21 protein-coding genes are annotated in these 26,839 nt (G+C 63.5%); 9 read left to right on the forward strand and 12 right to left on the reverse strand.

The window, feature by feature from the left end:
* Position 1: 1 nt before the first annotated feature.
* The 5 genes from NCS02_RS24715 to NCS02_RS24735 all read right to left on the reverse strand — a co-directional run bounded on the left by NCS02_RS24715 (position 2) and on the right by NCS02_RS24735 (position 4,673).
* Complete coding sequence (locus NCS02_RS24715) at positions 2–781, reverse strand: enoyl-CoA hydratase (RefSeq protein ID WP_175980589.1); 780 nt, start codon at positions 779–781, stop codon at positions 2–4.
* Between the two features lie 14 nt (positions 782–795).
* Complete coding sequence (locus NCS02_RS24720) at positions 796–2,439, reverse strand: acyl-CoA synthetase (RefSeq protein ID WP_250503580.1); 1,644 nt, start codon at positions 2,437–2,439, stop codon at positions 796–798.
* A gap of 120 nt (positions 2,440–2,559) precedes the next feature.
* On the reverse strand, positions 2,560–3,195 hold the full coding sequence (locus NCS02_RS24725; protein ID WP_175980593.1) for a glutathione S-transferase family protein: 636 nt from the start codon (positions 3,193–3,195) through the stop codon (positions 2,560–2,562).
* Between the two features lie 15 nt (positions 3,196–3,210).
* On the reverse strand, positions 3,211–3,837 hold the full coding sequence (locus NCS02_RS24730) for a glutathione S-transferase family protein (protein ID WP_008347701.1): 627 nt from the start codon (positions 3,835–3,837) through the stop codon (positions 3,211–3,213).
* Between the two features lie 59 nt (positions 3,838–3,896).
* Entirely contained in the window at positions 3,897–4,673 is a 777-nt protein-coding gene (locus NCS02_RS24735) for an NAD(P)H-dependent oxidoreductase (protein ID WP_250457183.1), read from the reverse strand.
* Positions 4,674–4,765: 92 nt separating this feature from the next.
* On the opposite strand from NCS02_RS24735, the gene NCS02_RS24740 reads away from it, so the two are divergent.
* From NCS02_RS24740 to NCS02_RS24765, 6 genes are all read left to right on the forward strand, one after another.
* Entirely contained in the window at positions 4,766–5,662 is an 897-nt protein-coding gene (locus tag NCS02_RS24740; protein WP_008347704.1) for a LysR family transcriptional regulator, read from the forward strand.
* 196 nt (positions 5,663–5,858) lie between these two features.
* The gene (locus NCS02_RS24745; RefSeq protein WP_372492505.1) at positions 5,859–7,097 is read left to right on the forward strand and encodes an ABC transporter substrate-binding protein; all 1,239 of its coding nucleotides are present in this window, start codon (positions 5,859–5,861) and stop codon (positions 7,095–7,097) included.
* 113 nt (positions 7,098–7,210) lie between these two features.
* Positions 7,211–8,086: a branched-chain amino acid ABC transporter permease gene (locus NCS02_RS24750; RefSeq protein WP_008347709.1), complete on the forward strand. Its 876-nt coding sequence runs from the start codon at positions 7,211–7,213 to the stop codon at positions 8,084–8,086.
* A gap of 2 nt (positions 8,087–8,088) precedes the next feature.
* Positions 8,089–9,015 (forward strand): branched-chain amino acid ABC transporter permease, encoded by a 927-nt coding sequence (locus tag NCS02_RS24755; protein WP_250437188.1) that lies wholly within the window; start codon positions 8,089–8,091, stop codon positions 9,013–9,015.
* Positions 9,012–10,526, forward strand: coding sequence for an ATP-binding cassette domain-containing protein (locus NCS02_RS24760; protein WP_175980604.1), 1,515 nt, complete (start codon positions 9,012–9,014; stop codon positions 10,524–10,526). Before NCS02_RS24755 ends, NCS02_RS24760 begins: the two co-directional genes overlap by 4 nt.
* A gap of 207 nt (positions 10,527–10,733) precedes the next feature.
* Positions 10,734–11,870 (forward strand): porin, encoded by a 1,137-nt coding sequence (locus tag NCS02_RS24765; RefSeq protein ID WP_008347714.1) that lies wholly within the window; start codon positions 10,734–10,736, stop codon positions 11,868–11,870.
* Between the two features lie 7 nt (positions 11,871–11,877).
* Here the strand turns inward: NCS02_RS24765 and NCS02_RS24770 are convergent, their stop codons facing one another.
* Together NCS02_RS24770 and NCS02_RS24775 are read right to left on the reverse strand one after the other, a co-directional pair.
* Positions 11,878–12,906 carry an aldose epimerase family protein gene (locus tag NCS02_RS24770; RefSeq protein WP_250503581.1) on the reverse strand — a complete coding sequence of 343 codons (1,029 nt, stop codon included), beginning with the start codon at positions 12,904–12,906 and terminating at the stop codon, positions 11,878–11,880.
* A gap of 13 nt (positions 12,907–12,919) precedes the next feature.
* Positions 12,920–13,594 (reverse strand): HAD family hydrolase, encoded by a 675-nt coding sequence (locus NCS02_RS24775; protein WP_250523335.1) that lies wholly within the window; start codon positions 13,592–13,594, stop codon positions 12,920–12,922.
* Positions 13,595–13,770: 176 nt separating this feature from the next.
* Between NCS02_RS24775 and NCS02_RS24780 the strand changes: the two genes are divergently transcribed.
* Entirely contained in the window at positions 13,771–14,889 is a 1,119-nt protein-coding gene (locus NCS02_RS24780; protein WP_008347720.1) for a 3-deoxy-7-phosphoheptulonate synthase, read from the forward strand.
* 105 nt (positions 14,890–14,994) lie between these two features.
* On the opposite strand, the gene NCS02_RS24785 is transcribed toward NCS02_RS24780, so the two are convergent.
* Positions 14,995–19,866 carry a response regulator gene (locus tag NCS02_RS24785; RefSeq protein WP_250520034.1) on the reverse strand — a complete coding sequence of 1,624 codons (4,872 nt, stop codon included), beginning with the start codon at positions 19,864–19,866 and terminating at the stop codon, positions 14,995–14,997.
* Positions 19,867–20,160: 294 nt separating this feature from the next.
* Between NCS02_RS24785 and NCS02_RS24790 the strand changes: the two genes are divergently transcribed.
* Both NCS02_RS24790 and NCS02_RS24795 read left to right on the forward strand, forming a co-directional pair.
* Positions 20,161–20,415 (forward strand): DUF6723 family protein, encoded by a 255-nt coding sequence (locus NCS02_RS24790; protein WP_008347724.1) that lies wholly within the window; start codon positions 20,161–20,163, stop codon positions 20,413–20,415.
* Positions 20,416–20,693: 278 nt separating this feature from the next.
* Positions 20,694–22,115, forward strand: a complete 1,422-nt coding sequence (locus tag NCS02_RS24795; protein ID WP_250503582.1) for an MFS transporter — start codon at positions 20,694–20,696, stop codon at positions 22,113–22,115.
* Positions 22,116–22,226: 111 nt separating this feature from the next.
* On the opposite strand, the gene NCS02_RS24800 is transcribed toward NCS02_RS24795, so the two are convergent.
* From NCS02_RS24800 to NCS02_RS24815, 4 genes are all read right to left on the reverse strand, one after another.
* Positions 22,227–23,180 carry an ABC transporter permease gene (locus NCS02_RS24800; protein WP_250503583.1) on the reverse strand — a complete coding sequence of 318 codons (954 nt, stop codon included), beginning with the start codon at positions 23,178–23,180 and terminating at the stop codon, positions 22,227–22,229.
* 8 nt (positions 23,181–23,188) lie between these two features.
* Positions 23,189–24,169: an ABC transporter permease gene (locus tag NCS02_RS24805; RefSeq protein WP_008347730.1), complete on the reverse strand. Its 981-nt coding sequence runs from the start codon at positions 24,167–24,169 to the stop codon at positions 23,189–23,191.
* A complete protein-coding gene (locus NCS02_RS24810) occupies positions 24,159–25,721 on the reverse strand; it encodes a sugar ABC transporter ATP-binding protein (RefSeq protein ID WP_250503584.1) in 1,563 nt (520 codons plus the stop codon). Before NCS02_RS24810 ends, NCS02_RS24805 begins: the two co-directional genes overlap by 11 nt.
* Before the next feature lie 71 nt (positions 25,722–25,792).
* Complete coding sequence (locus NCS02_RS24815) at positions 25,793–26,809, reverse strand: ABC transporter substrate-binding protein (RefSeq protein WP_008347733.1); 1,017 nt, start codon at positions 26,807–26,809, stop codon at positions 25,793–25,795.
* Between the last annotated feature and the right edge of the window lie 30 nt (positions 26,810–26,839).

The following is a 26,839-nucleotide window of genomic DNA, read 5'->3' on the forward strand; positions in this document are numbered from 1 at the left end:
GTCATTTCCAGCGCGGCGCGCGCTTTTCGATGAAGGCTTGCGTGCCTTCGAGCGTGGCGTCGTCCATCATGTTGCAGGCCATCGTTTCCGATGCGAGCGCGTATGCCGCTTCGATGCCGGTTTCGAGTTGCCGATAGAACAAGCCCTTGCCCGCCGCGACCGCTTCGCGCGGCTTGGCGGCGATGGTCGCGGCGAGCGTGCGCACGGTATCGTCGAGTTCGCCAGGCGATGCGACGCGATTCACGAGGCCGCGTTCGCGCGCGGTGGCCGCATCGATGAACTCGCCGGTGACGAGCATTTCGAACGCGGCCTTGCGCGATACGTTGCGAGACAGCGCCACGCTCGGCGTCGCGCAAAAGAGCCCGAGATTCACGCCCGATACCGCGAAACGCGCTTCGCTCGATGCGACCGCGAGATCGCACATCGCGACGAGCTGACAACCCGCCGCCGTCGCGATGCCTTGCACGCGCGCGATAACGGGCTGCGGCATGCGCTGGATCGTCAGCATGATGCGCGAGCAGTGCGCGAAAAGCTCGCGATAATAATCGAGCGCGGGCTCCGCACGCATCTCTTTGAGATCGTGCCCGGCGCAAAACGCGCGGCCTTCTCCTGCGAGCACGACCACGCGCGCATCTGATTCGGCGATGTCCTTCAATGCGCGTTCGAGCGCTTCGAGCATCGATTCAGATAAGGCATTGAACGCATCGGGCCGATTCAGCGTGAGCCTGACGGCACCCTTGATGTCATACGCATCGCGTTCGATCAGAACGAGTTCGCTCATTGTCGTGGTCTCCATCAGACGTCGATCGCGGTGACGGACCCCGCGCGCTTGCGCAACTCGAACTTCTGGATCTTTCCCGTCGATGTCTTCGGCAGTTCGCAGAACTCGATCGCGCGCGGCACCTTGAAGCCGGCGAGATGCTTCTTGCAATGCGCGATCAACTCTTCCGCGCTCGCGTGCGCGCCGCTTTTCAATTCGACGAAAGCGCAGGGCGTCTCGCCCCAGCGCGTATCGGGCTTCGCGACGACCGCGACGGCAAGCACCGCCGGATGCCGGTACAGCACGTCCTCCACTTCGATGCTCGATATGTTCTCGCCGCCCGAGATGATGATGTCCTTGCTGCGATCCTTGATGCGTACATAGCCGTCCGGATACGCGACGGCGAGATCGCCGGTATGGAACCAGCCGCCGCGAAACGCTTCTTCGGTCGCGGCCGCGTTCTTCAGATAACCCTTCATCGCGATGTTGCCGCGGAACATGATCTCGCCGATGGTCTCGCCATCGGAAGGCACGAGTTCCATCGATATCGGATCGCGCACCGTGACCGCATCCTGCAAGTGATAGCGCACGCCTTGCCGCGCATTCATTCGCGCGCGCTCGCCGATATCGAGCGCGCTCCATGCGGCCTGCTGCGGGCAGACCGTGGCCGGGCCATAAACTTCCGTGAGCCCGTACACATGCGTCAGTTCGAAGCCCATGCGCTCCATGCCTTCGATCATCGCGGCGGGCGGCGCGGCGCCCGCGACCATCGCATGGACTTTCTGATCGAAGCCGGTCTTCATGTCGTCGGGCGCGTTGACGAGCAGGTTCTGCACGATCGGCGCGCCGCAATAATGCGTGACGCGCTCGCTGCGAATCAGATCGAAGATGGTCTTCGCATCGACGCGGCGCAGGCACACGTTCACGCCCGCGCGCGCGGCGACGGTCCACGGAAAGCACCAGCCGTTGCAATGGAACATGGGCAGCGTCCACAAGTACACGGCATGCTTCGGCATGTCCCATTCGAGGATATTGCTCACCGCATTCGTATACGCGCCGCGATGGTGATACACGACGCCCTTCGGATTGCCTGTCGTGCCCGACGTGTAATTCAGACAGATTGCGTTCCACTCGTCGGATGGCGGCGACCATTCGTATGCGGGATCGCCGCTCGCGAGCAGCGCTTCGTATTCGATTTCGCCGATGCGCTCGCCCGCGCCCGCGTATTGCGGATCGTCGACATCGATGACCAGCACGTCCTGCGGCACGTCTTTCAGCGCGCGGCGCATCACGTCCGAGAACTCGCGATCGACGAGCACCGCCTTCGCTTCGCCGTGCGTGAGCATGAACGCGAGCGTGGCGGCGTCGAGCCGCGTGTTGAGCGTGTTGAGCACGGCGCCCGTCATCGGCACGCCGAAGTGCGCTTCGACCATTTCGGGCGTGTTCGGCAGCATCGCGGCGACGGTATCGCCGAGGCCGATGCCGCGTGCCGCCAGCGCCGATGCGAGCCGCCGCGTGCGCGCGTAGGTGTCGGCCCAGTTGCGCCGGACATCGCCGTGCACGATAGCGGGAAGCGTCGGATATACGGACGCCGCGCGCTCGATGAACATGAGTGGCGTCAGCGCCGCGTAGTTGGCGGCAGTTTTGGGAAGGCCATCGTCGTACATGCTGGCGGTCATGATTGTCTCCTCGGGCGCGAATCTATCGGATGGCGTCAGTGTCGCTCACGTTTCTTAGAAGATCGTTATCACGCGCGCAACTTACGTTAGCCTGACGCTCCGACTCATGGTTTGCCCTGATCAGCCGAGATCGTCGAGCTTGACTTCGAAGCCCCGCTTCACGCCCGGGCGCGCGAAAAGCGCCTCATACCAGCGCTTGACGTTAGGGTAATCATCGAGCGAAACCTGATGACGTTCATGCCGCCACGCCCAGCCGAGAATCGCGAAATCCGCGACGGACATATCGCCCGCGACGCATTCCACTTGCGCGAGGCGCTTGTCGAGCACGCCGTACAGGCGGCGCGTTTCGTCGGAATAGCGCTTTAAACCATAACGCCGGTCGCTTTCCGCTTCGACCATGCGGAAGTGATGCACCTGTCCCGGCATCGGGCCGAAGCCGCCCATCTGCCACATCAGCCATTCGAGCACGGGCACGCGATCGCGCAAACTCGCGGGCAGAAACTTGCCCGTCTTCTCGCCGAGATAGAGCAGGATCGCGCCGGACTCGAACACGCTGATCGGCTGGCCGTCGGGTCCGTCCGGATCGACGATCGCCGGAATGCGATTGTTCGGGCTGATGCGCAGAAACTCAGGCGTATGCTGCTCGCCCTTCGTGATGTTCACCGTTTTCACGGTGTACGGCAGTTGCATTTCCTCCAGCGCGACGCTGATCTTGCGTCCGTTGGGCGTGTTCCAGGTATGCAGTTCGATGGTCATGGCAATCCGTCCCGTTCAGGTCAATGCAGGCGAGACGTGACGCGCGAAGCCCGGACGCTGCGTGATGCCCACATACCAGCGTTCGAGTTCGGGAAGCGCGGGGCGAACCAGCTCCGCGATGCCGAACCAGCGGCGCGCATACGCGGCGACGACGAGATCGGCGAGCGTGAACGTGTTGCCTTCGAGATAGTCGCGGCCCTTCAGATGCGCATCGATAACGCGCCAGAGCTTTTCCACCTCGCTCGCGGCGGCAGCGAGTTGCTGCGCATCGCGATCCGCGGCGCTCGTGCGGATATAGCCCCAGAAAACCGGACGTTCGGCGGGCTGCAGGGTCGAAAGCGTCCAGTCGAGCCAGCGGTCCGCGCTCGCGCGCACTTTCGGCTCGGCGGGATAGAGCGTGCTGGCACCGCCGTATTGCATCGCGAGATAGCGAATGACCGAGTTCGACTCCCACAGCACGAAGTCGCCGTCGACGAGCGTGGGCACGCGGCCCATCGGGTTCATCGCGAGATAGTCGGGCTCGTTGTTGCGCCCGAATTGCAGGCCCGCGTCGATGCGCTCGTACGCGAGCCCCAGTTCATCGCAGCACCACAGCACTTTCTGCACATTGACCGAGTTGGCCCGGCCCCAGATCGTCAGCATTCGATGTCTTCCTCCGTACTTGTCGAAGGATCCATCTTAGCTGTGTTTCGCGTTTTGCCTCAGTCGATGTGCGCCGCGAAACCGGTCTTTCCGGCTGCGAGTTCGTCGCGCAGCGTGAGCTGAGGAATCGCGTAGTCGCCGTGATTCTGCTTGCGGAATGCAATGGGCGCATCGTCCCAGAGACCGTCGAGACGCCGGCCGAGCGCATCGTATGTGGCTTGCAGGCGCGCTTCATCCATGCGATGCGTTTCATAGAGAACGAACGGCGGCAGCACATCGAAGCCTGGATAAAAAAGCATGCCGTGCTGGATGTGAAAGAGAATATCGTCGATGGGTCCGTTGATGCCGCGCGGACTGTAATGCGATTCCCAACCGCCCGTCGTGACGACGATCATCGCGCGCTTGCCCGCCATCAGACCTTCGCCGTAGCGGTCGCCCCAGTGCGTGTCCGAATGCTCGCCGACGCCGTAGCCGAAGCCGTACGCATAGACGCGCTCGACCCAGCCCTTCATGATCGCGGGCATCGAGAACCACCACATCGGAAATTGCAGGATCAGCGCGTCGGCCCAGCGCAGCTTGTCCTGCTCCAGCTCGATGTCGCGGCTTTGCAGGCCGTTTTCGAACGCGTGCTTCGAATCGAGGCTCGCGTGAAACGGCGTATCGGCCTTGCGGTCGCGCACGTCGTTCGCATCGAGCGGCGCCTTCCAGTTCATTGCATACAGGTCGGAGACTTGCACGCTATGGCCGTTCGCGCGCAAACGCTCTACGGTGAAATCATTGATGGCGCCGTTCAGCGAGCGGCGTTCCGGATGGGCATACACGATCAGCACATTCATGAGGCTTTCTCCACTTCGTTTCTGGAATGGAGACCAGCTTAAGAGCCTCTCGGGTATATTGGAAATGAATATCTGAAATTGCAGGAATTTCCATGACTAATACCTTGAGAAGGCTCGATCTGAACTTGCTTCTCACGCTCGACGTTTTGCTTGCCGAACAGAACGTCACGCGTGCAGCCGAGCGCCTTCATTTTTCGCAACCTTCCGTGAGCGTGCATCTGTCGAAGCTGCGCGACATCTTCGGCGATCCTCTGCTGTTGCCCGGCCCGCGTGGCATGCGCCCGACAGCGCGAGCGGAAAGTCTGCGGGAGCCGTTGCGCGAAGCGCTGGCATCGCTCGAACGCGCGGTGTCGCCGGAAGCCGCGTTCGATCCCGCCATCGCCGACAACACATGGCGCATCGCCGCCACTGACTACAGCGAATCGACCGTGCTGCTGCCTGCGTTGAGCGGCTTGCGCGCCGCCGCGCCGCACACGCGGATCGCCGTGCTGGAGATGTTGCCGCCGCGTCTTGCGAAGCAGGCGGAGAACGGCGAGATCGATCTCGCGTTTCACATCACATCGCCCGAGATGGCCAATTTTCATCAGCAAGCGCTCTTCACGGAAAGCTATGTGCTCGTGGGACGCAAGGATCATCCGCGATTGAAGCGGCGTCCGACGCTCGCGCAGTTCTGCGCACTGGAGCATGTGATCGTGTCGCCCGATGGCGGCGGATTCTTCGGCCCGACGGATGACACGCTCGCAACGTTCGGCATGAAGCGGCACGTCGCGCTGTCGGTGCCGCACTTCCTCTTCGTGCGCTCCGTGCTCGCGACGACCGATCTGGTTTCGATGCAACCGGCGAGGCTCGCGAAGCGCTGGCCGGAGTTGCGCATCGTCGCGCCGCCCGTCGACGTGCCCGGCTACGAGATGTCGATGTACTGGCATGAACGCGTGCATCGCGATCCTGCGCATCGATGGCTGCGTGAGTTCATCGCGCAAGCTGTTTGAAAGAATGACGCTGCATTGATGATCTTTTCGCATGATCGTCTTTATCGTTATTACTGATTCAGTGCTCGAAAGGCGAGTGCTACTGTTTGTCGGCAAATCCTTAATTGCTGCATGTGTCATGTGTCTGGCTGGCGTCGCTCCACGATCGAATACACAGAGGAGACTGATGATGTCAAAGCGCAAGACGTGGCGGGGAATGAGTACCGTCATTGCAACGGGTACGGCGATGGCGGCCTTGAGTCTCACGGTCACGGCGCACGCGGCAGGGGAGCCGATCAAGATCGGCGTCATCAGCGAAGAGTCCGCGGTGGCGGGCGCTTCGATCAGCAAGGCCGCGCAACTCGCAGCGGAGGAGATCAACGCGAAGGGCGGTGTCGATGGCCGGCAAATCCAGATCATCGCGTATGACGATCACTCGTCGGCATCGGACGGCGTGCGTGCCTTTCAGCGCGCCGCGAGTCAGGACAAGGTAGTCGCGATCATCGGCAGCTACATCAGCGAAGTCGCGCTCGCGATGGAGCCATGGTCCGCGCGCCTGAAGATGCCTTTCATCACGCCGGGCGCGGCGAGCAACGAAATCTCGAAGCGCGTGCATGACGACTACGATCACTACAAGTACACCTTCCACGGCTGGATGACGTCTGCGTTCATCGCGCAATCGATCTGCGATTTCTCGCATGACGTGCTTGTCGGCGAGTTCAAGATGAAGACGACCGTCGTGATGAGCGAGGACGCCGCGTGGACCAAGCCGCTCGACGAGCGCTACCTCGAGTGCCTGCCGAAAGCGGGCCTCAAGGTGCTGGATCACATCCGCTTCAATCCGGACACGTCGGACTTCACGCCGATCTTCAATCAGATCGAAGCGAAGCATCCGGACACGATCACGACGGGCATCAGCCATGTCGGCGTGCAGCCGACCGTCCAGTGGCACGATCAGCAAGTGCCGATTCCGATGTCGGGGCAAAGCTCGCAAGCGACGACCACGAGCTTCTGGAAGGACACCAACGGCGCGACCGAAGGTGTGATCACCGCATCGGCGGCGGCGCCGGGCGTCGCGTTGACGCCGAAGACCGTGCCCTTCGTCGAGTCGTATCAGAAGCACTTTGCCGGCGTATCGCCCGCGTATGACGGCTTCACGAGCTATGACCTCGTGTACATCATCGCGGATGCGATTCATCGCAATCAAGGCTCGACCGATCCCGACAAGATGGTCGATGCGCTCGAAAAGACCGACTATGTCGGCACCATCGGACGCTGGCAGTTCTACGGCAAGAACGATCAGTTCACGCACGCGTTGAAGTACGGCGAAGGCTATATCACCGGCATCAACCTGCAATGGCAGAACGGCAAGCAAGTGGCGATATGGCCGAAGTCGGTGGCGAACGCAAAGGTCAAGTTTCCGGCCTTCGTGAAGGTGCAGGCAGCCGCGAACTAAGCGCGTTTGCGTCGTCGCGACGCGCGTGCGCTGCCGATAGCGCGCGCCTTGCGGCGCATGTTGCGGGGACCGGTTCCACGTTGGCATCGACATGGAAGACATAAAGGGCCGCTATGTTGCCACTGCAAATACTCATCGATGGCTTCGCGATCAGCTCGCTCTACGCGCTCGGCGCGATCGGCTTCACGCTGATATTCGGCGTATCCGGCGTGCTCAATCTCGCGCATGGCGGCGTGATGCTGGTATCCGCGCTGCTCGGCTGGGCGCTCGCGGGCGAAGCCGGATTGGGCACCTATCTCGGCACGCCGCTCGGCGTGGTCTGCGGGATGATTGCCGCATACGTCACCTATTTCATGGTGGTGCGGCCCATTCAACGCTCGACTGCGATTCCGCGTGAAGAGAAAGAGATCTTCGTGCTCACGGGCACGCTGCTCTGGGGCATCATGATCCAGCAGGGCATGGCGTATCTCTTCTCCGATAACCCCATCACGATGCGTCCGCTGATTCCCGGCGTCGCGAGCGTCGCGGGCGTGCGCGTGCCCTATAACGAGATCATGATCGCGGTCGTGTGCTGGGTCGTGATCGGATTGCTGTGGCTCTTCGTGAATCGCACGAAGGCGGGCAAGGCGCTGCTCGCGGCGTCGATGAATCCGCGCGGTCTCACGCTGCTCGGCTTCGAGCTGTCGAATATCTATCTGCTTGCGTGGACCATCTACGGTGTGCTCGCGGGCATCGCGGGCGTGCTGCTCGCATCGTTCCTTGGCGTGAGCACGAACAACACCGGACAGCTCACGGCGAGCGCGTTTTCCATCGTCGTGCTCGGCGGCCTGGGCAGCGTGTCGGGCTCGTTGATGGCCGCGTATGTCGTGGGTTATCTGGAGACCGTCACGGCGTACCTCATCTCGCCGACGCTGCGGCCATTGCCCGCGCTGCTGCTGCTCGTGCTCGTCGTATATGTGCGGCCGCAAGGCTTTCTCGGACGGCGCTAATCATGAAAGACATCGTTCGTTCGCGCTTGATCTGGTCCGCGGTCCTGCTCGCGATCGTCGCCGCGACGCTGCCGTGGTGGCTCACCGGGTATATCCTCGGCGTGCTGACGGTCGCGTATTACTTCGGCGTCTTCGCGATGTCGTGGGACTTGCTCTTCGGCTTCGCGGGCGAAGTCAATTTCGGACCGACGTTCCTGATCGGGCTCGGAGCGTATTCCGCCGCGATACTGAACGCGCACGCCGCCGCGCCGATACCGGTATGCGTGATGGCCGGCGGCCTCGTCGCTCTCGTCGGCGGCCTGCTGCTCGCCGTGCCCGCATTGCGATTGCGCGGACCGTACTTCGGTCTCGTCACGCTCGTCGCGGTGTTGCTGCTGCAGAACGCGATCGTGATCTTCGCGGGCGTCACCGGCGGCGAGATCGGCATGATGGTGCCCGACGTGATGTCCGTCGATGCGAGCCACAACTACTGGATCGCGCTCGCGTTCCTCATCGTCTGCGCGATCATTCTGTTCGGCTTGTCGCGCTCGGCCATCGGTCTCATTCTGCAGGCGAGCGGGCAGGATACCGTCGGCGCGCAGGCGCTCGGCTTCAACGTCGTGAAGCACAAGCTCGCGGCGTTCTGCATCAGCGCGGTGTTCTCAGGCGTCGCGGGCGCGATGCTCGTGTTCTATCAGGGCACGGCGTCGGTGAGCACGGTGGTCGATATCGGCATCGGCGTGCAGATCATCATCGCGGCTGTGCTCGGCGGCCGGCGCACGATACTCGGCGCGGTGCTCGGCTCGATCTTTCTCATCGTCGCGGGCGAATTCCTGCGTCCGCTCGGGCAGATCAATACGTTCGTGGTCGCGGCTGTCGCGCTCGCGGTCATCCTGTTCTTTCCCGATGGATTGCTCGGCAACATCCTGCGTGTGAGGGAGCGCGAATGAGCGATACACCTTTGCTTTCGGTGCGCGGCCTCACGAAGCGCTTCGGCGGTCTCGTCGCGGTGAAGGACATCGGCTTCGATATCGAGCCCGGCGAGATACTCGGCCTCATCGGTCCGAACGGTTCCGGCAAGTCGACGGTGATGAAGCTCATCATGGGCATCGAGCGGCCCAACGCGGGATCGATCAAGGTCGATGGCGTCGAGATGGCCGGATGGCTGCCGCATCGAATCGCGCGCGCGGGCGTGGGCATCGTGTTCCAGCATTCGCGGCCGCTGCATCGGCAGACAGTGCTCGAACACATCAAGCTCGCGCTACTGCCCGATTCGCTCGTGAAGCTCGCCGCCGATCCGCATGTGAATCGCCGCGCACGCGAGATCGCGGAGCGCGTCGGACTCGGCAAGGTGATGCATCGTCATCCGGCGACGCTGCCCTTCGCCGATCTGCGTCGCATGGAGATGGCGAAGGCGATCGCACGCGATCCGCGTGTCGTGCTCGTCGACGAGCCTTTCGCGGGTCTCACCGCCGCCGAATCGGAAGCGTTCTCCGAACTGATTCGCGGCTTTCGCGCGGAAGGGCGCGCGGTGCTGCTCGTCGATCACAACGTGAAGAGTCTCGCGGCGCTCGCGGATCGCGTGCTTGCGATGTATCTCGGCGAGTACGTCGCGGAAGGCACCGCCGAAGAAGTGATGCAGAACGAGACCGTGCGGCGCGTCTATCTCGGCGGCAAGATCGAGGCACGCGAGCGTGGCGCGGAAGTCGTGAGCAACAAGCCGTCGATTCTTCAGGTCGAGAGTGTCGGCGTGTTGTACGGCAAGGCGCGCGCGCTCGATAGCGTGGACATGCATGTGCGCGAAGGCGAATTCGTGTCGGTCGTCGGATTGAACGGCGCGGGCAAGACGACGCTCTTCAATGCGATTTCCGGACTCGTGGCGTATCACGGAACCATTCGCTACGGCTCGCGCGATTTGAAAGGCATGAGCGGCGCGGCGATCGCGCGTGGCGGCATCGTGCAGTGCCCGGAGACGCGCGAGCTGTTCGGCGACATGACCGTGCGCGAGAATCTCGATCTCGGCGGCTATCATCTTTCCGACAAGATGCGCGCCGATCAGCTCAAGTGGCTCTTCGAACTCTTTCCGATACTCGAATCGCGTCAGGCGCAGACCGCGCGCACGTTATCGGGCGGCGAGCAGCAGATGCTCGCGATCGCACGCGCGCTGATGATGCAGCCGAAGCTCCTCATCCTCGATGAGCCGACGCTCGGCCTCGCGCCGGTGATTCTCGAGCAACTGTCGAAGGCGATGGAACGGCTGCAGAAGACCACGCCGATCACCGTGCTGCTGGGCGAGCAGAACGTGACGTTCGCGTTGCCCCATGCGGACCGCGTGTATGTGCTCGAACATGCGCGCATCGTGTGGGAGGGCAGTCCGTCGCGCTTCGAGAAGGAGATGGGACGAGGCTTTCTCGAAGCGGTGCGGTCGGAGGCAGCGCAAATTGCGCAGGCGAAAGTTTGAAGCGTAGCGCGCGCAACTAAACACGCGCGCCTTGTTGCCTAAAACGCCACACGTATTGCACCGAATGGGCATCGCGTCATTTGATGTGTTAAAAAACCGCGAGCTTTCGATGCGTCGCGCCAAGCTGCTTTAGCCAAGACAGTTATCTGAAAGGCGACGCGTCGAAGCCATGAAAAACGGCTAACGAATACGCGCTCCCAATACATCATGAAGACATTCACATCGCGTGCCATCGCGGGCATCGGCGCGTCGGTCGTCGCGCTCGCGTGTCAATCCGCATTCGCGCAAAGCTCGGTCACGCTGTACGGCGTCGCCGATGTCAGCGTGCGTTACCTCACGAACGCCAACGCCAACAACGACGGCAAGCTGTTCATGACGAACGGCGCCATTACCAATAGCCGCATCGGCTTCAAAGGCGTCGAAGATCTCGGTGGCGGCCTGAAAGCGATCTTCCAGCTGGAAAGCGGCGTGGAACTGGAAAACGGCCAATACTCCGACAGCGCTCGCGCATTCAATCGCGCGGCTTTCGTCGGCCTGTCGAATCCATATGGCACGCTGACGCTCGGCCGTCAGAAGACGCCGCTCTTCGACATGCTCGGTGACGTCTACGATCCGCTCACGGTCGGCAATTACTTCGAGAACGCATGGTTGCCGGTTGCGTTGGGCGCGGGTCTCTATGCGGATAACGCCGTCAAGTACAACGGCACGTTCGCGGGCCTCACGATCGGCGCGATGTACTCGTTCGGCACGAACTATACGTCGACGGGCGCGGGCGGCTTCTCGGGCCAGGTTCCGGGTCATATGGGCGCGGGCAACATGTACGGCTTCACGGCGTCGTATGCGATGGGCCCGCTGTCCATCGGCGGCGGCTATCAGCAGAACAGCGACAACGCCGCGAACAAGCAGAAGATCTGGAACGCGAACGCGGTCTATGCGATCGGCGCGGCGAAGCTCTATGTCGGCTATCTGCATTCGACCGATGACACCGGCTTCGTCGACAGCATCCTGCAACAGCGTGGCCTCGTATCGGGCACGGATATTTTGAAAGGCTCGGGCCGTCGCGACGATGGCCCGTTCGCGGGCGTCACCTATCAGGTCACGCCGGCGCTGTTGCTCACGGGCGCGTTCTACTACGACCACATGAAGAACGCGGCCATCGGCGGCGGCGCGACGGGCAGCGGCAATCGCTATACGGGCGTCGCGCTGGCGGAGTACGCGCTGTCGAAGCGCACGGAAGTCTACGGCACCGTGGACTTCAACAAGGTGACGGGCGCGGCGGATGTCGAACTGCCGGGCCGCTCGAATCAGACCGGCGTGTCGATCGGCTTGCGCAACATCTTCTGATGACGCTTCAGCGCACGCGCAATGTATAGCGCGTGCGCTGACGATACACGTCGCCGGGCCGCAAGACAGCGCGCTCGCTGTCTTGCATGTTGATCTCGTTGGGAAAGCCGCCCGCTTCCAGGCACAGTCCCGCCTGCTTGCGATAACGCGAACCGCCGCGCGCGGGCACATCTTCCAGATAATTCCCCGAGTAGAACTGCAAGCCGCGCGCATCGGTCGACACGCTCAGTTCGCGTCCGCTCGATGGATCGAACAGCACAGCGACCGTGCGCGGTTCGTTCGCTTGGTCGCTCAACACGTAGCAATGATCGAAGCCGCCCGCGATCGCGAGTTGCGGATGAACCGCATCGAGACGCGTACCGATCGATGCAGGCGCGCGCAAATCGAACGCGCTGTCCCCGACGCTCTCGCGCGCGATTGGAATCGAGGTCGCATCGATTGCGAAGTACGTATCCGATGCAATCGATATCTCATGGTCGCGAATGCTCGCGCCGTCGTTCAAATTGAAGTACGCGTGATTGGTCAGGTTGATGGGCGTCGGCGCATCGGTGCGAGCTTCGTAATCGATCGATAACGTGCCGTCGTCATCGAGCGCATAGCGCACGGTCACATCCACATTGCCGGGAAAGCCAGAAGCGCCCGCAGGCGATTGCAGCGTCATGACGAGCGCGCCGTTCGCCGCCTGCACACGCCACATCTGCCGATGAAAACCCGCCGAGCCGCCATGCAGAAGATTCGCGCCTTCGTTGCGCTCCGCCTGATGCGCGATGCCATCGAGCACGAAGCGCGCATCGCGGATGCGATTCGCCCAGCGCCCGATGATCGCGCCCATGAACGCGCTGCCGTTGCGGTAATCGTCGGGCATGTCGTGACCGAGCAGGACATTGGCGAGATGTCCATCGCGATCGGGCGCGAGCCATGAAACGAGCGTCGCGCCGAGGTCGCTGATATCGACAGACATGCCCGATGCATTGCGCAACGTGTAGAGATTCGCGTCGCCCCAGGGGCGAACGTCGATGGAAGAAGAGGTCGTCATGCGCGAGATCATCTCATGGCCGCGCCGCGACTTCATCGAGATGCAACAGTAAGTCCGCTGGATCTTCATACACGCGCAACGCGCCGGAGCGCTCGAGTTCATCGCTGCCATAACCGCCCGACAGCAAGCCGACGCCGAGCGAGCGGCAACGGCGCGCGGCCAGCATGTCCCAGATGCTGTCGCCGACGACGACCGTATGCTCGATCGGCACGTTCAGACGCTCGGCGGCGGCGAGGAACAGATCCGGATCGGGCTTTGCGTACTTCACCATGTCGCGCGTAACGACCACTTGCTTCGACGGATCGACGCCCAATGCTTCGAGATTGACCTGCGCGGTTTCTATGCGCCCGCTCGTCGCGATGGCCCAGCGCGTGCCGGCGTTCGTCAACGCCTGCAGCAATTCGCGCGCGCCGGGCAGCGGACACACCTGCGCGCGCAGCCGCTTGTACGCCTCCGCATGCAACTGACGCAGCCGCTCGACGCGATCCGCGCTGATCTCGCCGTGCGTCTCGCGCAGTAACTGATTGGTGAAGAGTCCGCCGCTCATGCCGATCTTGCGGTGAATGCGCCACACCGACAACTCGATGCCCTCGGCGTCGAGCGCTTCTTTCCACGCGAGCACATGTTGATAGACGCTGTCGACGAGCGTGCCGTCGAGGTCGAATAGAAATGATGTTTCGATGCGCATGGTCTGCTCCCTTTGATCGAGTTCGGGCGTGTCGTATCGCTTCATCATACGCACGATCGGGCGAACAGGCTGTTCCAGGTGCGATAATGGATGTTTGCGCCGCGAGCCGGTTATACCGCGGAATCGCCGCATGAAGTCCCTGAATTTTGCATCAATTACGCATCACGGAGCCTATCTTGACCCGCATCGACAATCCCTCCCGCGATCAGGAGGCAGGCGTGGCCGACTCCACGCAAGACACGACCCGCATCGACGATACGCGCATCGGCGCGGTGCGTCCGCTGATCTCGCCCGCGTTGCTGCTCGATGAACTGCCGGTCACGCCCGGCGTGCAGACCCTCGTCGAGGAAAGCCGCGCGGCCATTGCGAATATTCTGCATGGCCGCGATGACAGGCTCGTCGTCGTCATCGGTCCGTGTTCCATCCACGATCACGATCAGGCGATGGAATACGCAGAGCGTCTGAAGAAAGTGGCGTACGAACTGCGTAACGATCTCTTCATCGTGATGCGCGTGTACTTCGAAAAGCCGCGCACGACGGTAGGCTGGAAGGGCTATATCAACGATCCGCGTCTCGATGGCAGCTTCCGCATCAACGAAGGACTGCGCCGCGCGCGCGAACTGCTTCTCGACATCAGCGGCCTCGGTCTGCCCACCGCGACCGAGTTCCTCGATCTGCTCAGCCCGCAATACATCGCCGATCTCATCGCGTGGGGCGCGATCGGCGCGCGCACGACGGAGAGCCAGAGTCATCGTCAGCTTGCGTCGGGGCTTTCTTGTCCAATCGGCTTCAAGAACGGCACCGATGGCGGCGTGCAGGTTGCCGCCGACGCAATCGTCGCGGCGCGCGCGAGCCACGCGTTCATGGGCATGACAAAGATGGGCATGGCGGCGATCTTCGAGACGCGCGGAAACGACGACTGCCACGTCATTCTGCGCGGCGGCAAGAAGGGGCCGAACTACGACGCCGAAAGCGTCGCGGCGGCGTGCGGCGCGCTCTCCAAGCTCGGCCAGCGCGAACAGGTGATGATCGATTGCTCGCACGCCAACTCGAACAAGTCGCATCTGCGTCAGGTCGATGTCGCGCAGGACATCGCGCGGCAACTGGAGGCGGGCGAACGGCGCATTACCGGCGTGATGATCGAGAGTCATCTGGAAGAGGGCCGTCAGGATCAGAAGCCGGGCGTGCCGCTCAAGCACGGCGTATCGATCACCGATGCATGCCTTGGCTGGACGCAAAGCGAACCTGTGCTCGAACTGCTCGCTCAAGCAGTGAGAAAACGCCGCGCGGGCTGATGACAAGAAGCGTGGGCGCGGCAAGGGAAGCGTTTCCGTTCGCCGCATTCACGGCGACGACGGGCGATGCATCGGAGTTCGATGATCGCGTGATGTGACAAGCCCCTACCGCGCCACCGCCGCATTCAGCGCATTGAGCAACGCCAGCGGATCGAATGGCTTCTTCAACTGAATCGACTTCGGCAATGCGCGACGCTCGTCCTCGCTGAGCGCGAGGTCGTAGCCCGTCACGAACACGACGCCCAGTCCCGGCGTTTTGCGGCACGCCGCGATAGCCAGTTCCACGCCGGACTGCCCGGCAAGATCCACATCCGTCAGCAGCAATTCGAAGCGATGCTCGCGCATGAGCGCCAGCGCTTCATCGACGCTGCCCGCTTCCGTCAGATCCAGCCCGAAGGTGCGCAGCAATTCGGCGGTGCTATCGCGCACGAGTTCGTTGTCTTCGACGAACAGCACGCGCATTCGCGAGAGCGCATCGTTTTGCGCGACGCTCGGCACGCTGACATCGGCGCTGGCAGGCGCGCCCGCCGATGCCCTCATGCGTTGTCCCAGAACCTGCCGCACCTTGCGCGCCAAAGCCTCATGCGTATAAGGCTTGCTCAGCAGATCGATGCCTTCGTCGAGCCGCCCCGCATGCACGATCGCGTTGTCCGTATAGCCCGACGTGAACAGCACCGCGATACCCGGCACGCGTTCACGCGCCTTGCGCGCCATTTCGTTGCTGCGCAGCGGGCCGGGCATCACGACATCGGTGAAGAGCAGATCGACGGGCACGCCGCTTTCGACGATCGCCAGCGCGCTCTGCGCGTCCTTTGCCCGCAGTACGCGATAGCCCAGATCCGCGAGCATCTCGACGACGGTCGCGCGCACTTCCTCATCGTCCTCGACGACGAGAATGGTCTCGCTGCCGCCCTTGGCCGGACCGGCATCGATGGTCGTTTCGATATCCTCTTCCTCGCGCGCGCGCGGCAGATAGATACGCACCGTCGTACCGTGCCCTTGCTCGCTGTACACCTTCACGTGGCCGCCGGACTGCTTGACGAAGCCGTACACCATCGAAAGGCCGAGGCCCGTGCCTTGTCCTTCGCGCTTGGTCGTGAAGAACGGTTCGAACGCGCGTTCCTGCACTTCGGGCGACATGCCCGAACCGGTGTCGGTCACGGCGACCATCACGTACTGGCCGGGCGCGACGTCGGCGTTGCGCATCGCGTAGGTTTCGTCGAGCGATGCATTGCCGGCTTCGATCGTGAGCTTGCCGTGACCGTTCATCGCGTCGCGTGCGTTGATCGCGAGATTGAGCAGCGCGTTCTCGACCTGGAATGGATCGACGAGCGTATTCCACAATCCGCCCGACACGATGGTTTCGATCTCGATGCCATCGCCGAGCGCACGGCGGAACATGTCGTCGAGGCCGCGCACGAAGCGGCCCAGATTCACGACCTTCGGCGCGAGCGGCTGGCGTCGGCCGAACGCGAGCAATTGCGACGCGAGATTCGCGCCGCGCGCGACGCCCGCGAGCGCGCTTCGCACGCGCTGCTCGGGCTTGTCCTGTCCGGCGACGTCTTTCGCGAGCAATTGCAGATTGCCGCCGATCACCTGCAGCAGATTGTTGAAGTCGTGCGCGACGCCGCCCGTCAGCTTGCCGATGGCTTCCATCTTTTGCGCCATGCGCAGCGCTTCTTCGGCGTGGCGCAGCGCGTCGGCGGTTTCGCGGTCGGATGTGACGTCGCGGCCCACGCCATGAATGCGCCGCGTGGCCGGATCGAGCGATACGGTCCACGCGATCCAGCGCCAGCCGCCGTCCGAACGGTTCATCCGGCATTCGTAGCGCACCGGCAAGCCGTTCGCGCGCAGCTTGCCGAGTTCCTCGGCGGCGGCGGACGCGTCGTCGGGATGAAGGAGGTCCATCACCGTGTGCGAATGCAGGCGCTGCGAGTCGAAGCCGAGCACCGTCGTCCATGAAGGACTCACGCGCAGCAGCGCGCCCTCGAAGCTCGCGACGAAGAACAGATCTTCGCTCAACTCCCACAAACGATCGCGATCCGCGACGGCATCCGCGACGCGGCGTTCCAGCGTTTCGTTCAGATCGCGCAGCGCGTCCTGCGCCTTCGTGCGCTGGGCGATCTCGTCCTGCGCGGCCTGAAAGAGCCGTGCATTGTCGATGGCGATCGCCGCTTGCGACGCGATGCCCGTCAGAATGCGCTCCGAGCGCTCCGTGAAGACGCCCGGCTCGGGATGCCCGAAGAACAGCCCGCCGAGCACTTCGCCCGTGCGCGAGAGGACCGGCGCGGCGAGATAGCTGCACACCGCGAGATGGCCCTTCGGCATGCCGTGATGCGGCGCGTTGTGTCCATAGCGCGGATCTTTCGTGATGTCGTCCGAGCGCACGATGCCTTCGCCCGCGAACGTCGGACCGAATACGGCCGTGTTGCGCGGCATCGGAAATTTGGCGAACGTATCCTTCGGCACGCCCGACAGGGTGTAGAGCGTGTAGCTGCCGCCCTTGTCGTCGAGCACGTTGTAGAAGAACGAGCCGAAGGCGGCGCCGGTCAGCTCCGTCGCGGCATCGACGACGACCTGCACCGCGCGGCTCAGATCGAGTTCGCCCGCGACCGCCGTGCCGACGCGATTGAGAATCTCCAGCGTGCGCGATTCGTCGCGCAGCTTCTGTTCGGTCGCGCGACGCAGCCGCGCGAGCCGCAGATTGCTCGCCACGCGCGCGAGCAGTTCGCGTGCGGAAAAGGGCTTGGTCAGATAGTCGTCCGCGCCCGCTTCGAGGCCGTCGACGCGCGCTTCCTCGCCCGCGCGCGCCGAGAGCAGCACGACAGGCGTTTCGCGCAGCGCTTCGTCTTCGCGCAGCGCGCGCACGAGCGCGAAGCCGTCGAGGCGCGGCATCATCACGTCGGAGACGATGACTTCCGGTCGCACGTCGCGCGCGATCGCGAGCGCGGCTTCGCCGTCGGCGGCGACGTTCACGTCGTGGCCCGCCGCGATCAGCATGCGGCGCATGTAGTCGCGCAGATCGGCGTTGTCGTCGACGATCAGCACGCGGCCCGGCAACGCATTGGCGAGCGCCGGGTCGTCGGCCGCGTCCGCGCCGAGCGGCGCGTCTTCCTCGCTTTCGACGACCGGCGGCTCTCCGTCCGGCATCCAGCGCATGGCGGCATCGACATACGAGCGCGCGCGGATGCTCGCTTCGGCATGGGGCGCGGCTTGCGCATCGAACGCCGATTCGCGCGACGAGGGCAGCGTGACGGTGAAGCACGCGCCTTCGCCGAGCGTGCTTTGCACGCGGATCATGCCGCCGTGCAGCTTGACGAGCTCGTGCACCATCGCAAGGCCGATGCCGCTGCCTTCCACCGAACGGCCCGCCGCGCCCGTCACGCGATGGAAGCGCTCGAACACGCGCGTGAGCTCGTCTTCGGGAATGCCGATGCCGGTATCGCGCACGCTCATTTCGATGCTGCGATCGGCGTTCGCGTGCAGCGAGATGCGGATGGCGCCATCGAACGTGAACTTGAACGCGTTCGACAGCAGGTTCATCACGATCTTTTCCCACATGTCGCGGTCGATGTCCGCGATCACCGGCGCCTGCGCGATATCGATCTCGAGGCGCAGGCCGGCCGTTTCGATCGCCGAGCGAAACAGCGACGCGAGCTCGGCGGTGAATACGGCGATATCGGTCGGCTGACGATGCATCTCGATGCGCCCGGCCTCGATGCGCGAGAAATCCAGCAGCGCGTTGACGAGCTTCAGGAGCCGCAGGCCATTGCGATGCATGATCTCGACGAGCCGCAAATCCTCGCGGCCTACGCGTCCGGGACTGGCCAGCAGTTCTTCGAGCGGGCCGAGCATCAGCGTGAGCGGTGTCCTGAACTCGTGGCTGATGTTGGAGAAGAACGTGGTTTTCGCGCGGTCGATTTCGGCGAGCGCTTCGGCGCGGCGGCGCTCTTCCTCGTACGCGTGCGCATAGCCGATCGCCGCGCCGATCTGGCCCGCGACCAGATTCATGAACGCGCGATAGGCGTCGTCGAAAAGCCGGTAGGGGTTCAACGCCGCGATCAGCACGCCCGCGCGGCCCGTCTCGCCCGAAGGCGCGATGGGCGCGAGCACCGCGCTCGAAGGCGCGACGTTCCACGCGCCGGTCGGCAACGGCGCATCGACGAGGCGTTCGAGGTTCGTCACCACGCGCGGCTGGCCGTCGCGCAGCACGCTTTGAAACGGCCACAGCTCCGCGTGCGACGCATGCAGCGTTGCGGGCGCGGCCGCATGGCCCGGCGCGATGCCGCACGCGCCGGCGAGCGTCGCCATGTCGCCGCCCGGCTCGGCGATGTAGAGCAGCGCGAAGGGCATGTCGCGCGATGCGCCTGAGAGCGCGTTCATCGACAGTTCGCATGCCTCGCGCCACGAGCGCGCATCCGCCGCCGATGCGGCCAGCTCGCGCAGCACGTTAAGTTGACGTTCGCCGAGGACGCGCTGCGTGTCGTCGCTGTTCGCGCAGATGATGCCGCCCGCGCCGCCGCGGTCATCGGGAATCGGGCTATAGGAGAACGTGTAATACGTTTCCTCGGGAAAGCCGTTGCGCTCCATGATGAGGAGCTTCTGTTCGACGAATGTCCCTTCGATGCCCGCGAGCGCCGTGTCGAGCAGCGGGCCGATATCGTTCCAGATTTCGCGCCACACGACCGAGGTCGGCTGGCCGAGCGCATGCGGATGCTTGCCGCCGATGATCGACTTGTACGCGTCGTTGTAGAAGAAAAGCAGGTCCGACCCCCAGCCGACCCAGATCGGCTGGCGCGACGTCAGCATGATGCGGATGGCCGTCTTGAGACTTTGCGGCCAGTTTTCGGGCGAGCCGAGCGCGGTCTGCGTCCAGTCGAAACCGCGGATGAGCGCGCCCATTTCGCCGCCGCCCAGGAGGAAGCTCGGGTCGAGCCCGTTCATCCTCGTATCCGCGATCAGGTTTTCGGCTTTCATCGACGCTTGATCTCCTCGCCCGGCCTCTCGATGGGGCGATGCAGGTTTGTCAGGGACGCTGCCCGTCGTAGGGTTCGAATCGTTCATGTGCGCTTCCGGACGCGGGTGCGAACGATACCGGATTCTCGCACGGAAAACCCATTTTCTTGCAATGGCCGCACGCGCGTCAGCCCCGTCCTGCAAGGCGTTCGGGACAGTGCGGCACGGGATTTGCTGGACGTGTCGCTCAAATCGATAACGTGCGCGTGACCGTCAGGCGCCAGCATCACATCAAGCGAAACCATGTCCAGACCGATGCCTAAAGCCCCCTCGACATCAGGCGCAGGCGCGCACGAAGACTTCGATATCTACGCGTCGTATGTGGTGAATGCGACGGGCCTGCACATCGGCACGCTGAAGGTCGTGAGAAAGCGCGACAAGCGCGTGCTCTATCCGTTCGATGGCTGCGAGACCATCGGCCCGTTCGAATCGAGCGAGGACGCGCGGCGGGCAGCCGAAGCGCTCGGCCACCGCATCGTCGCCGCGGATCTCGCCAATCCCGAGCCATGATCCGCGCTCGCGCATTGTCCTATGACATGCGCTTTCGACGCAGGCGGAACGTCTCATCCCCGTGAGCGCGTCGAGGCTGCGAGCCGCGCGGTAAGAAGCCCCGGCGATTCCATAGATGATCGGCAAGAATGGCCCGCGCGCTCGGGAAAACCCCAGCGCCGTCATCGTCCTAGGACATGCCAGGCAAGCGGCATGCGTCTGTATCTTGATCTCAAGGCGGTGCATGGCGCGCGAACTCGAGCGCAGCACCGGGTCCATGACGCATCCGGAAGACGACTATGAGTGACGTGCAACCATCCACGAGGCAGGGTCAACACGCGGCGCCCGATGAGACGCCCTCGCGCGCGCCGATTCGACGCGCCATGGCCGCCTCGGCAATAGGCAATGCGACCGAGTGGTTCGACTACGGCATCTACAGCTACGGCCTGACCTACATTTCGGCCGCGCTCTTTCCCGGCAGTACCGCGCAAGCCACGCTCTTCGCCCTCGCCACGTTCGCGATTTCGTTTCTCGTGCGTCCGCTCGGCGGCGTCTTCTGGGGACCGCTCGGCGATCGTCTCGGCCGCAAGCATGTGCTCGCGCTGACCATCATCATCATGTCGATGGCGACGCTGCTCGTCGGCTTGCTGCCTTCATATGGAAGCATCGGCATATGGGCGCCCGTGGCGCTCGTCGCGTTGCGCATGATCCAGGGCTTCTCGACGGGCGGCGAGTATGGCGGCGCGGCCACGTTCATGGCCGAATACGCGCCCGATCACAAGCGCGGCTTTTGCGGCAGCTTTCTCGAATTCGGCACGCTCGCGGGCTTTTCGCTCGGCGCGTTCCTGATGCTCGGCTGCTCGGTGCTGCTCGGCAACGACGCGATGCACGCGTGGGGATGGCGCCTGCCGTTTCTCGTCGCGGCGCCGCTCGGTCTCATCGGACTGTATCTGCGCTCGAAGATGGAGGACACGCCGGTGTTTCGCGAATGCGCCGAAGCGGCGGAGCGAGAGCATCAGACGGGTGTGTCGTTGGGCGAACTGTTCGCGAGCTACTGGAAGCCGCTCTTGCAGCTCGGCGGGCTCGTCGTGGCGCTCAACGTCGTGAACTACGTGCTGCTCGCCTATATGCCGACGTTCATGAAGAAAGAGCTCGGCATGAGCGACAACCTCTCGCTGCTGCTGCCGCTCATCGGCATGCTGTCGATGATGGTGCTGCTGCCGTTCGCGGGCGCGCTGTCGGATCGTATCGGACGCAAGAAGGTGTGGTGGCTTTCGCTCGTCGGCATCTTCGTCGCGGCCGTGCCGATGTTCTCGCTGATGACCCATGGCATTGCCGGCGCGCTGATCGGGCTTGCGGTGCTGGGGCTGCTGTATGTGCCGCAACTCGCGAGCATCTCCGCGATGTTTCCGGCGATGTTCCCGACGCAGGCGCGGTATGCGGGGATGGCGATCGCCTATAACGTGTCGACGTCGATCTTCGGCGGCACCGCGCCGATGGTCACCGATTGGCTGATCGGACGCACCGGCAGCACGCTGGTGCCGGCGTATTACATGATGGGGGCTTGTGCGGTTGGCGCGGTTGCGTTGGTGTTCGTTACCGAGACGGTCGGGTGTTCGCTGCGCGGGCGGGGGATTCCTGGGGCCGGGACTGGTGCTGGTGCCGGGACGCAGCGGGACGATATGGCGCATGACGTGTTGCCCGAGCATCGGCATGCTTGATGTTTTTTTCGCCGGATCCCGTTTTCGCGTTGGACCATTAGCGCAGGGGCAACGCTAATAAACCGAAAGCAAAACGGGATCCGGCGAAATCCACCGTAGAGAAAGCAAACCTCAGTGCGCCACTTTCACCTTATCGTTCCCACTCAAAACCCGCGCCTGCAGCAAGATCACGAGCAGTAGAAACGCACCGCGAATCACCGACTGCCAGTAGGCGGAAAGCGAAATGAACCCGAGCCCGTTCTCGAAGTTGAGCAGATTGAACACGAGCCCGAGCAACGCGACGCCCGCGACGGTCATCGCGATGGACCCATCGCCGCCGGTCAGCCGCGTGCCACCGAGCACGACCGCGGAAATCGCGAACAGCTCCCATCCGACGCCTTCATTCGGCTGTCCGGCGCCGAACTGCGCGGCCAGAATCGCACCGGCGATGCCCGCAAGCAAGCCGCTCAGCGCATACACCATGACGAGCGTGCGGTCCACGTTCAAGCCCATCAGCCGCGACGCTTCCTCACTTCCGCCGATGGCGAGCGCATGCCGCCCGAAGCGCGAACTGCGCAGCGCGATCCATCCGGCAAACGCGGTCAGCGCCGACACGATGCCCGGTATCGGCAAGCCGAACAGATCGCCCTGACCGAATGCGGCGAAGTTCGAATCCGATGAAATGCCGACCGCGTCGTTATGCCCGAGCAGCAACGCAAGCCCATGCGCGCCGAGACTCGTCGCGAGCGTGACGATGAACGGCAGGATCCGCATATGCGTGATGACGAGCCCGTTGAGCACGCCCACCGCGAGGCCTGCGAGCGAGCCGGCAAGCACCGCGGCCAGCCCGCCATGCGGGCTCGCCAGCGCCGACACCACGCTCGCGAGCGCGGCCACCGCGCCGACGGACAGATCGATGCCGCCCGTGATGATGACGAACGCCATGCCGATCGAGATCAGCAGGAACATCGAGTTGTATCGCCAGAACGACGTGATGTTGTACGCGTCCGCGAAATGTTCGTAACGCATGACGCCGAGCACGAGCAGCGCCGCGAGCGCGATGAGAATCGGCAAGTTCTTTTTCATGTCGACGTTCAACCTCGCTTGCGTTGCACGTACACCGCGACGATGATGATCGCGGCCTTCAGCACCAGCGCGGCGGCATCCGGAATGCCGTGCGCGAGCAGCGTATAACGCAGCAACTGGATGATGAGCGCGCCGATCAGCGTGCCCGTGATATACGCCTTGCCGCCCGTCAACGCGGTGCCGCCGACCGCGACCGCCGCGATCGCATCGAGCTCCACGCCGAGACCGACGACATTCGCATCCGACGACGAATTCACCGAGATCGAAATCAGCCCGGCTAGCCCGGCGAGCGCCGCGCATACGGTGTACGCGATCATCTTCACGCGCGCGGTCGGAATGCCCGAGAGATACGCGGCGTCCTCATTGCCGCCCGTCACGAGCAGGAACTTGCCGAACAGCGTCTTGCGCACGATCCACGTAAAGAGTGCGACGAGCACGAGCATCAAGAGAATCTGGAACGGCACGCCCGCGATCTTGCCGAGCGCGATCCATTGAAACGCGGGATTCGTGAACGCCTGAAGGCTCCCATCGGTGACGACTTGCGCGATGCCGCGGCCCGCGATGAAGAGCACGAGCGTCGCGACGATCGGCTGCACGTTCAGTCGCGTCACGAGAAAGCCGTTGAAGACGCCGCATAACGCGGCGGCGACGATCGGCAGCGTGAACGCAAGCACGATGCCGAGCGGCCCGTCGATGTTCATGAAGAGCATCGGCGCGAGCGCACCGGCTATCGCCATCGACGCGCCCACGGACAGGTCGATGCCGCCCGTCGCGACGACGAGCGTCATGCCGATGCCGACGATCACGATCGTCACCACTTGCGTGAGATTCACGTTGAACGTCTGCAGCGAAACGAAGTGCTGCGTGAAGATCAGATTGAAGACGATCATCGCGAGCAGCACGGCGACTTCGCGCTGAATCGCCACGCCACGCTTCTTCTTTGCCGATGCCTGCACGATCGGCGCGGCCCGTTGCGTATCATCGATCATGTTTCGCTTCCTCTACCGCCTCGGCGAGCGTCGACTCCGCGCCCGCGCCATACGCGATCGCATCCATGATCGACGCCTCGTTCATCTGCGCGCCGTCTAGTTGCGCGACCGTTTCGCCGTCGCGGATCACGACTGCGCGATCCGCCACTGCCGTGAGTTCTTCCAGTTCCGATGCGGACAGCAGCACCGCCATGCCGGCATCGCGCAATTCGCGCACGATCTTCGCGACGTCGGCTTTCGCGCCCACGTCGATGCCGCGCGTGGGCTCGTCGAGCAGCAAGAGGCGAGGGTGCGTCGCGAGCCAGCGCGCGAGCAGCACCTTCTGCTGATTGCCGCCGGAAAGTTCGCGTATCGGCTGATCGGGCGAGCGTAGCTTGATGCCGAGCGATTCGATGAAGCCATCGACGATCTCGCGCTGCTTCGCGACATCGACGACGCCGCGTTTCGTCAGCGCAGGCAGGCAGACGAGCGTGAGGTTGTCGCGCACGGAAAGCTCCGGCACGATGCCTTCGGCCTTGCGATCTTCCGTCAGATACGCGACGCCGCGCGCGATCGCATCTTTCGGCGATTTGAACGATGCTGGCTCGCCGTTTATATCGAGCGTTCCTTTCGCCGGGCGATCCGCGCCGAAGAGCAGGCGCATCGTTTCCGTGCGGCCCGAGCCGAGCAGGCCCGCGAGGCCGACCGCTTCGCCCGCGTGAACATCGAGCGATACGTCCGTGACCTTCGCGCCCGCCGCGAGCCCTTGCGCCGCGAGCGCGACCGGACCGCGCTTCGCGAGATTCGCTTCCTTCACCGCGCTGTCTTCATGCACGACGGCGGCGAGCGTGCGGCCGAGCATCGTCGTGACGAGCTTCAGCTTGTCCATCTGCTGCATCGTGTTTTCGGCGACGGTCTGGCCGTCGCGCATCACCGTGACGCGATCGCACAGCGCATAGAGTTCATCGAGCCGATGCGAGACGAAGATGACCGCGCGCCCGTCGTCGCGCAAGCGGCGCACGACGGTGAAGAGCAGCTCGACTTCGCGCTCGTCGAGCGAGGACGTCGATTCATCCATGATGACCATCTTCGCATCCGACGACACCGCGCGCGCGAGCGCGACCATCTGCTGAATCGCGGTGGAATAGTCGCGCACGGGCTTTCTCACATCGATACGCAATCCGAACGATTCGAGCAATTCGCTCGCACGCCGTTGCACTATCTTCCAGTCGATGAGACCGAAACGGCGCGGCTCGCGCCCGAGAAAGATGTTTTCCGCGACGGAGCGGAAAGGCACGAGATTGATCTCCTGATAGATCGTGCTGATGCTCGCTTCGCGCGCTTCCTTCGGCGTGCGGAAATCGACTTCGCGGCCATCGAAGCGAATCGTGCCCGCGCTCTTGCGATACGCGCCCGTGAGAATCTTGATGAGCGTGGACTTGCCCGCGCCGTTCTGGCCGATGAGCGCGTGCACTTCGCCCGCTGCGACGGTCAGGCGCGCGCGCTTCAACGCAGCGACGCCGCCGAACGCGATATCGATGTCCTGCATGTCGAGAAGGGGAGTCTGAGCCATGCGTGATATCCGTCGAAATGAAAAAGCGAGCGCCTCCGATCAGACGCCCGCAAGTCACACACACACTTCGCTCAGTACCCGTACTGCATGCTTGCGTCGACGTTGCTCTTGTCGTAGAAGCGATCCGAGACCTTCACCCACGGCGGCACCGTTTCGCCCTTCGCGTACTTCTGCGCGACGTCGCATGCGAGCGGTCCGAAGAACGGGCTGGATTGCACGCTCGCGCCGAGCTCGCCCGCCTTGATCGCTTCGAGGCCGCCCTTGGTGCCGTCGATCGTCACGAGAACGATATCCTTGCCCGGCTGCTTGCCCGCCGCCTTGATCGCCGCGATCGCGCCGAGCGCCATTTCGTCGTTGTGCGCGTAGACCGCGGTCACGTCGGGATGCGCCTGCAAGAGCGTCTCCATCACCTGACGGCCCTTGTCGCGCGCGAAGTCGCCGCTTTGCGACGCAACGATCTTCATGCCGGGATTCTTCGCGATGACATCGTCGAAGCCTTTCTTGCGATCGTTCGCGGCGGACGCGCCCGTCGAGCCTTCCAGCTCGATGATGGTCGCCTTGCCGTTGGTCGCCTTCACGAGCCAGTCGGCGGCGCGCTGACCCTGATCGATGAAGTCCGAGCCGATGAACGTGATGTAGTCCTTGCCCGCCTTCGCCATCGACTGATCGATGTTGCGGTCGACCAGAATCACGGGAATGCCGGCTTTCTTCGCCTGCATCACGACCGGCACGAGCGGCTTTTCCTCGCGCGGCGGGAAGACGAGCAGATCGACGTGCTGCGCGATCATGCTCTGGATGTCCGAGACCTGCTTCGCCGCGGAACTGTTGGCGTCGGTCATGACCATCTGCCAGCCGCATTTCGCCGCGATGTCCTTGAAGCTCTTCGTCTCCGCGAGACGCCACGGATTATTGCTCTCGGTCTGCGCAAAGCCGACCTTCAACGGCTTCTTGTTCGGGATCTTCGGCAGGCCGTCGTCGGCGGCGTGGGCGGCGGTGAAGCCGGCCGCGAGCGTGAGTGCGGTCAGGGCGGTCAGTGCGGCAGCGAGCGGGCGCAGGCCCAGGCGCGATTTCTTATCTAATGACAGCATGTCTTCCTCCATTGAATGGTTAGGCTTTTT

Source organism: Caballeronia sp. NCF2 (genome assembly GCF_023631205.1).
GTDB classification, from domain to species: domain Bacteria; phylum Pseudomonadota; class Gammaproteobacteria; order Burkholderiales; family Burkholderiaceae; genus Caballeronia; species Caballeronia zhejiangensis.

What these genes read in the sequence shown, in the direction of transcription:
- NCS02_RS24790 (WP_008347724.1), top strand. Translation starts at nt 20,161, where the DNA reads ATGCCTAAAGCCCCCTCGACATCAGGCGCAGGCGCGCACGAAGACTTC.
- NCS02_RS24725 (WP_175980593.1), bottom strand. Translation starts at nt 3,195, where the DNA reads ATGACCATCGAACTGCATACCTGGAACACGCCCAACGGACGCAAGATC.
- NCS02_RS24775 (WP_250523335.1), bottom strand. Translation starts at nt 13,594, where the DNA reads ATGCGCATCGAAACATCATTTCTATTCGACCTCGACGGCACGCTCGTC.
- NCS02_RS24770 (WP_250503581.1), bottom strand. Translation starts at nt 12,906, where the DNA reads ATGACGACCTCTTCTTCCATCGACGTTCGCCCCTGGGGCGACGCGAAT.
- NCS02_RS24755 (WP_250437188.1), top strand. Translation starts at nt 8,089, where the DNA reads ATGAAAGACATCGTTCGTTCGCGCTTGATCTGGTCCGCGGTCCTGCTC.
- NCS02_RS24760 (WP_175980604.1), top strand. Translation starts at nt 9,012, where the DNA reads ATGAGCGATACACCTTTGCTTTCGGTGCGCGGCCTCACGAAGCGCTTC.
- NCS02_RS24740 (WP_008347704.1), top strand. Translation starts at nt 4,766, where the DNA reads ATGACTAATACCTTGAGAAGGCTCGATCTGAACTTGCTTCTCACGCTC.
- NCS02_RS24765 (WP_008347714.1), top strand. Translation starts at nt 10,734, where the DNA reads ATGAAGACATTCACATCGCGTGCCATCGCGGGCATCGGCGCGTCGGTC.
- NCS02_RS24735 (WP_250457183.1), bottom strand. Translation starts at nt 4,673, where the DNA reads ATGAATGTGCTGATCGTGTATGCCCATCCGGAACGCCGCTCGCTGAAC.
- NCS02_RS24815 (WP_008347733.1), bottom strand. Translation starts at nt 26,809, where the DNA reads ATGCTGTCATTAGATAAGAAATCGCGCCTGGGCCTGCGCCCGCTCGCT.
- NCS02_RS24730 (WP_008347701.1), bottom strand. Translation starts at nt 3,837, where the DNA reads ATGCTGACGATCTGGGGCCGGGCCAACTCGGTCAATGTGCAGAAAGTG.
- NCS02_RS24805 (WP_008347730.1), bottom strand. Translation starts at nt 24,169, where the DNA reads ATGATCGATGATACGCAACGGGCCGCGCCGATCGTGCAGGCATCGGCA.
- NCS02_RS24715 (WP_175980589.1), bottom strand. Translation starts at nt 781, where the DNA reads ATGAGCGAACTCGTTCTGATCGAACGCGATGCGTATGACATCAAGGGT.
- NCS02_RS24745 (WP_372492505.1), top strand. Translation starts at nt 5,859, where the DNA reads ATGAGTACCGTCATTGCAACGGGTACGGCGATGGCGGCCTTGAGTCTC.
- NCS02_RS24795 (WP_250503582.1), top strand. Translation starts at nt 20,694, where the DNA reads ATGAGTGACGTGCAACCATCCACGAGGCAGGGTCAACACGCGGCGCCC.
- NCS02_RS24785 (WP_250520034.1), bottom strand. Translation starts at nt 19,866, where the DNA reads ATGAAAGCCGAAAACCTGATCGCGGATACGAGGATGAACGGGCTCGAC.
- NCS02_RS24800 (WP_250503583.1), bottom strand. Translation starts at nt 23,180, where the DNA reads ATGAAAAAGAACTTGCCGATTCTCATCGCGCTCGCGGCGCTGCTCGTG.
- NCS02_RS24750 (WP_008347709.1), top strand. Translation starts at nt 7,211, where the DNA reads ATGTTGCCACTGCAAATACTCATCGATGGCTTCGCGATCAGCTCGCTC.
- NCS02_RS24720 (WP_250503580.1), bottom strand. Translation starts at nt 2,439, where the DNA reads ATGACCGCCAGCATGTACGACGATGGCCTTCCCAAAACTGCCGCCAAC.
- NCS02_RS24810 (WP_250503584.1), bottom strand. Translation starts at nt 25,721, where the DNA reads ATGGCTCAGACTCCCCTTCTCGACATGCAGGACATCGATATCGCGTTC.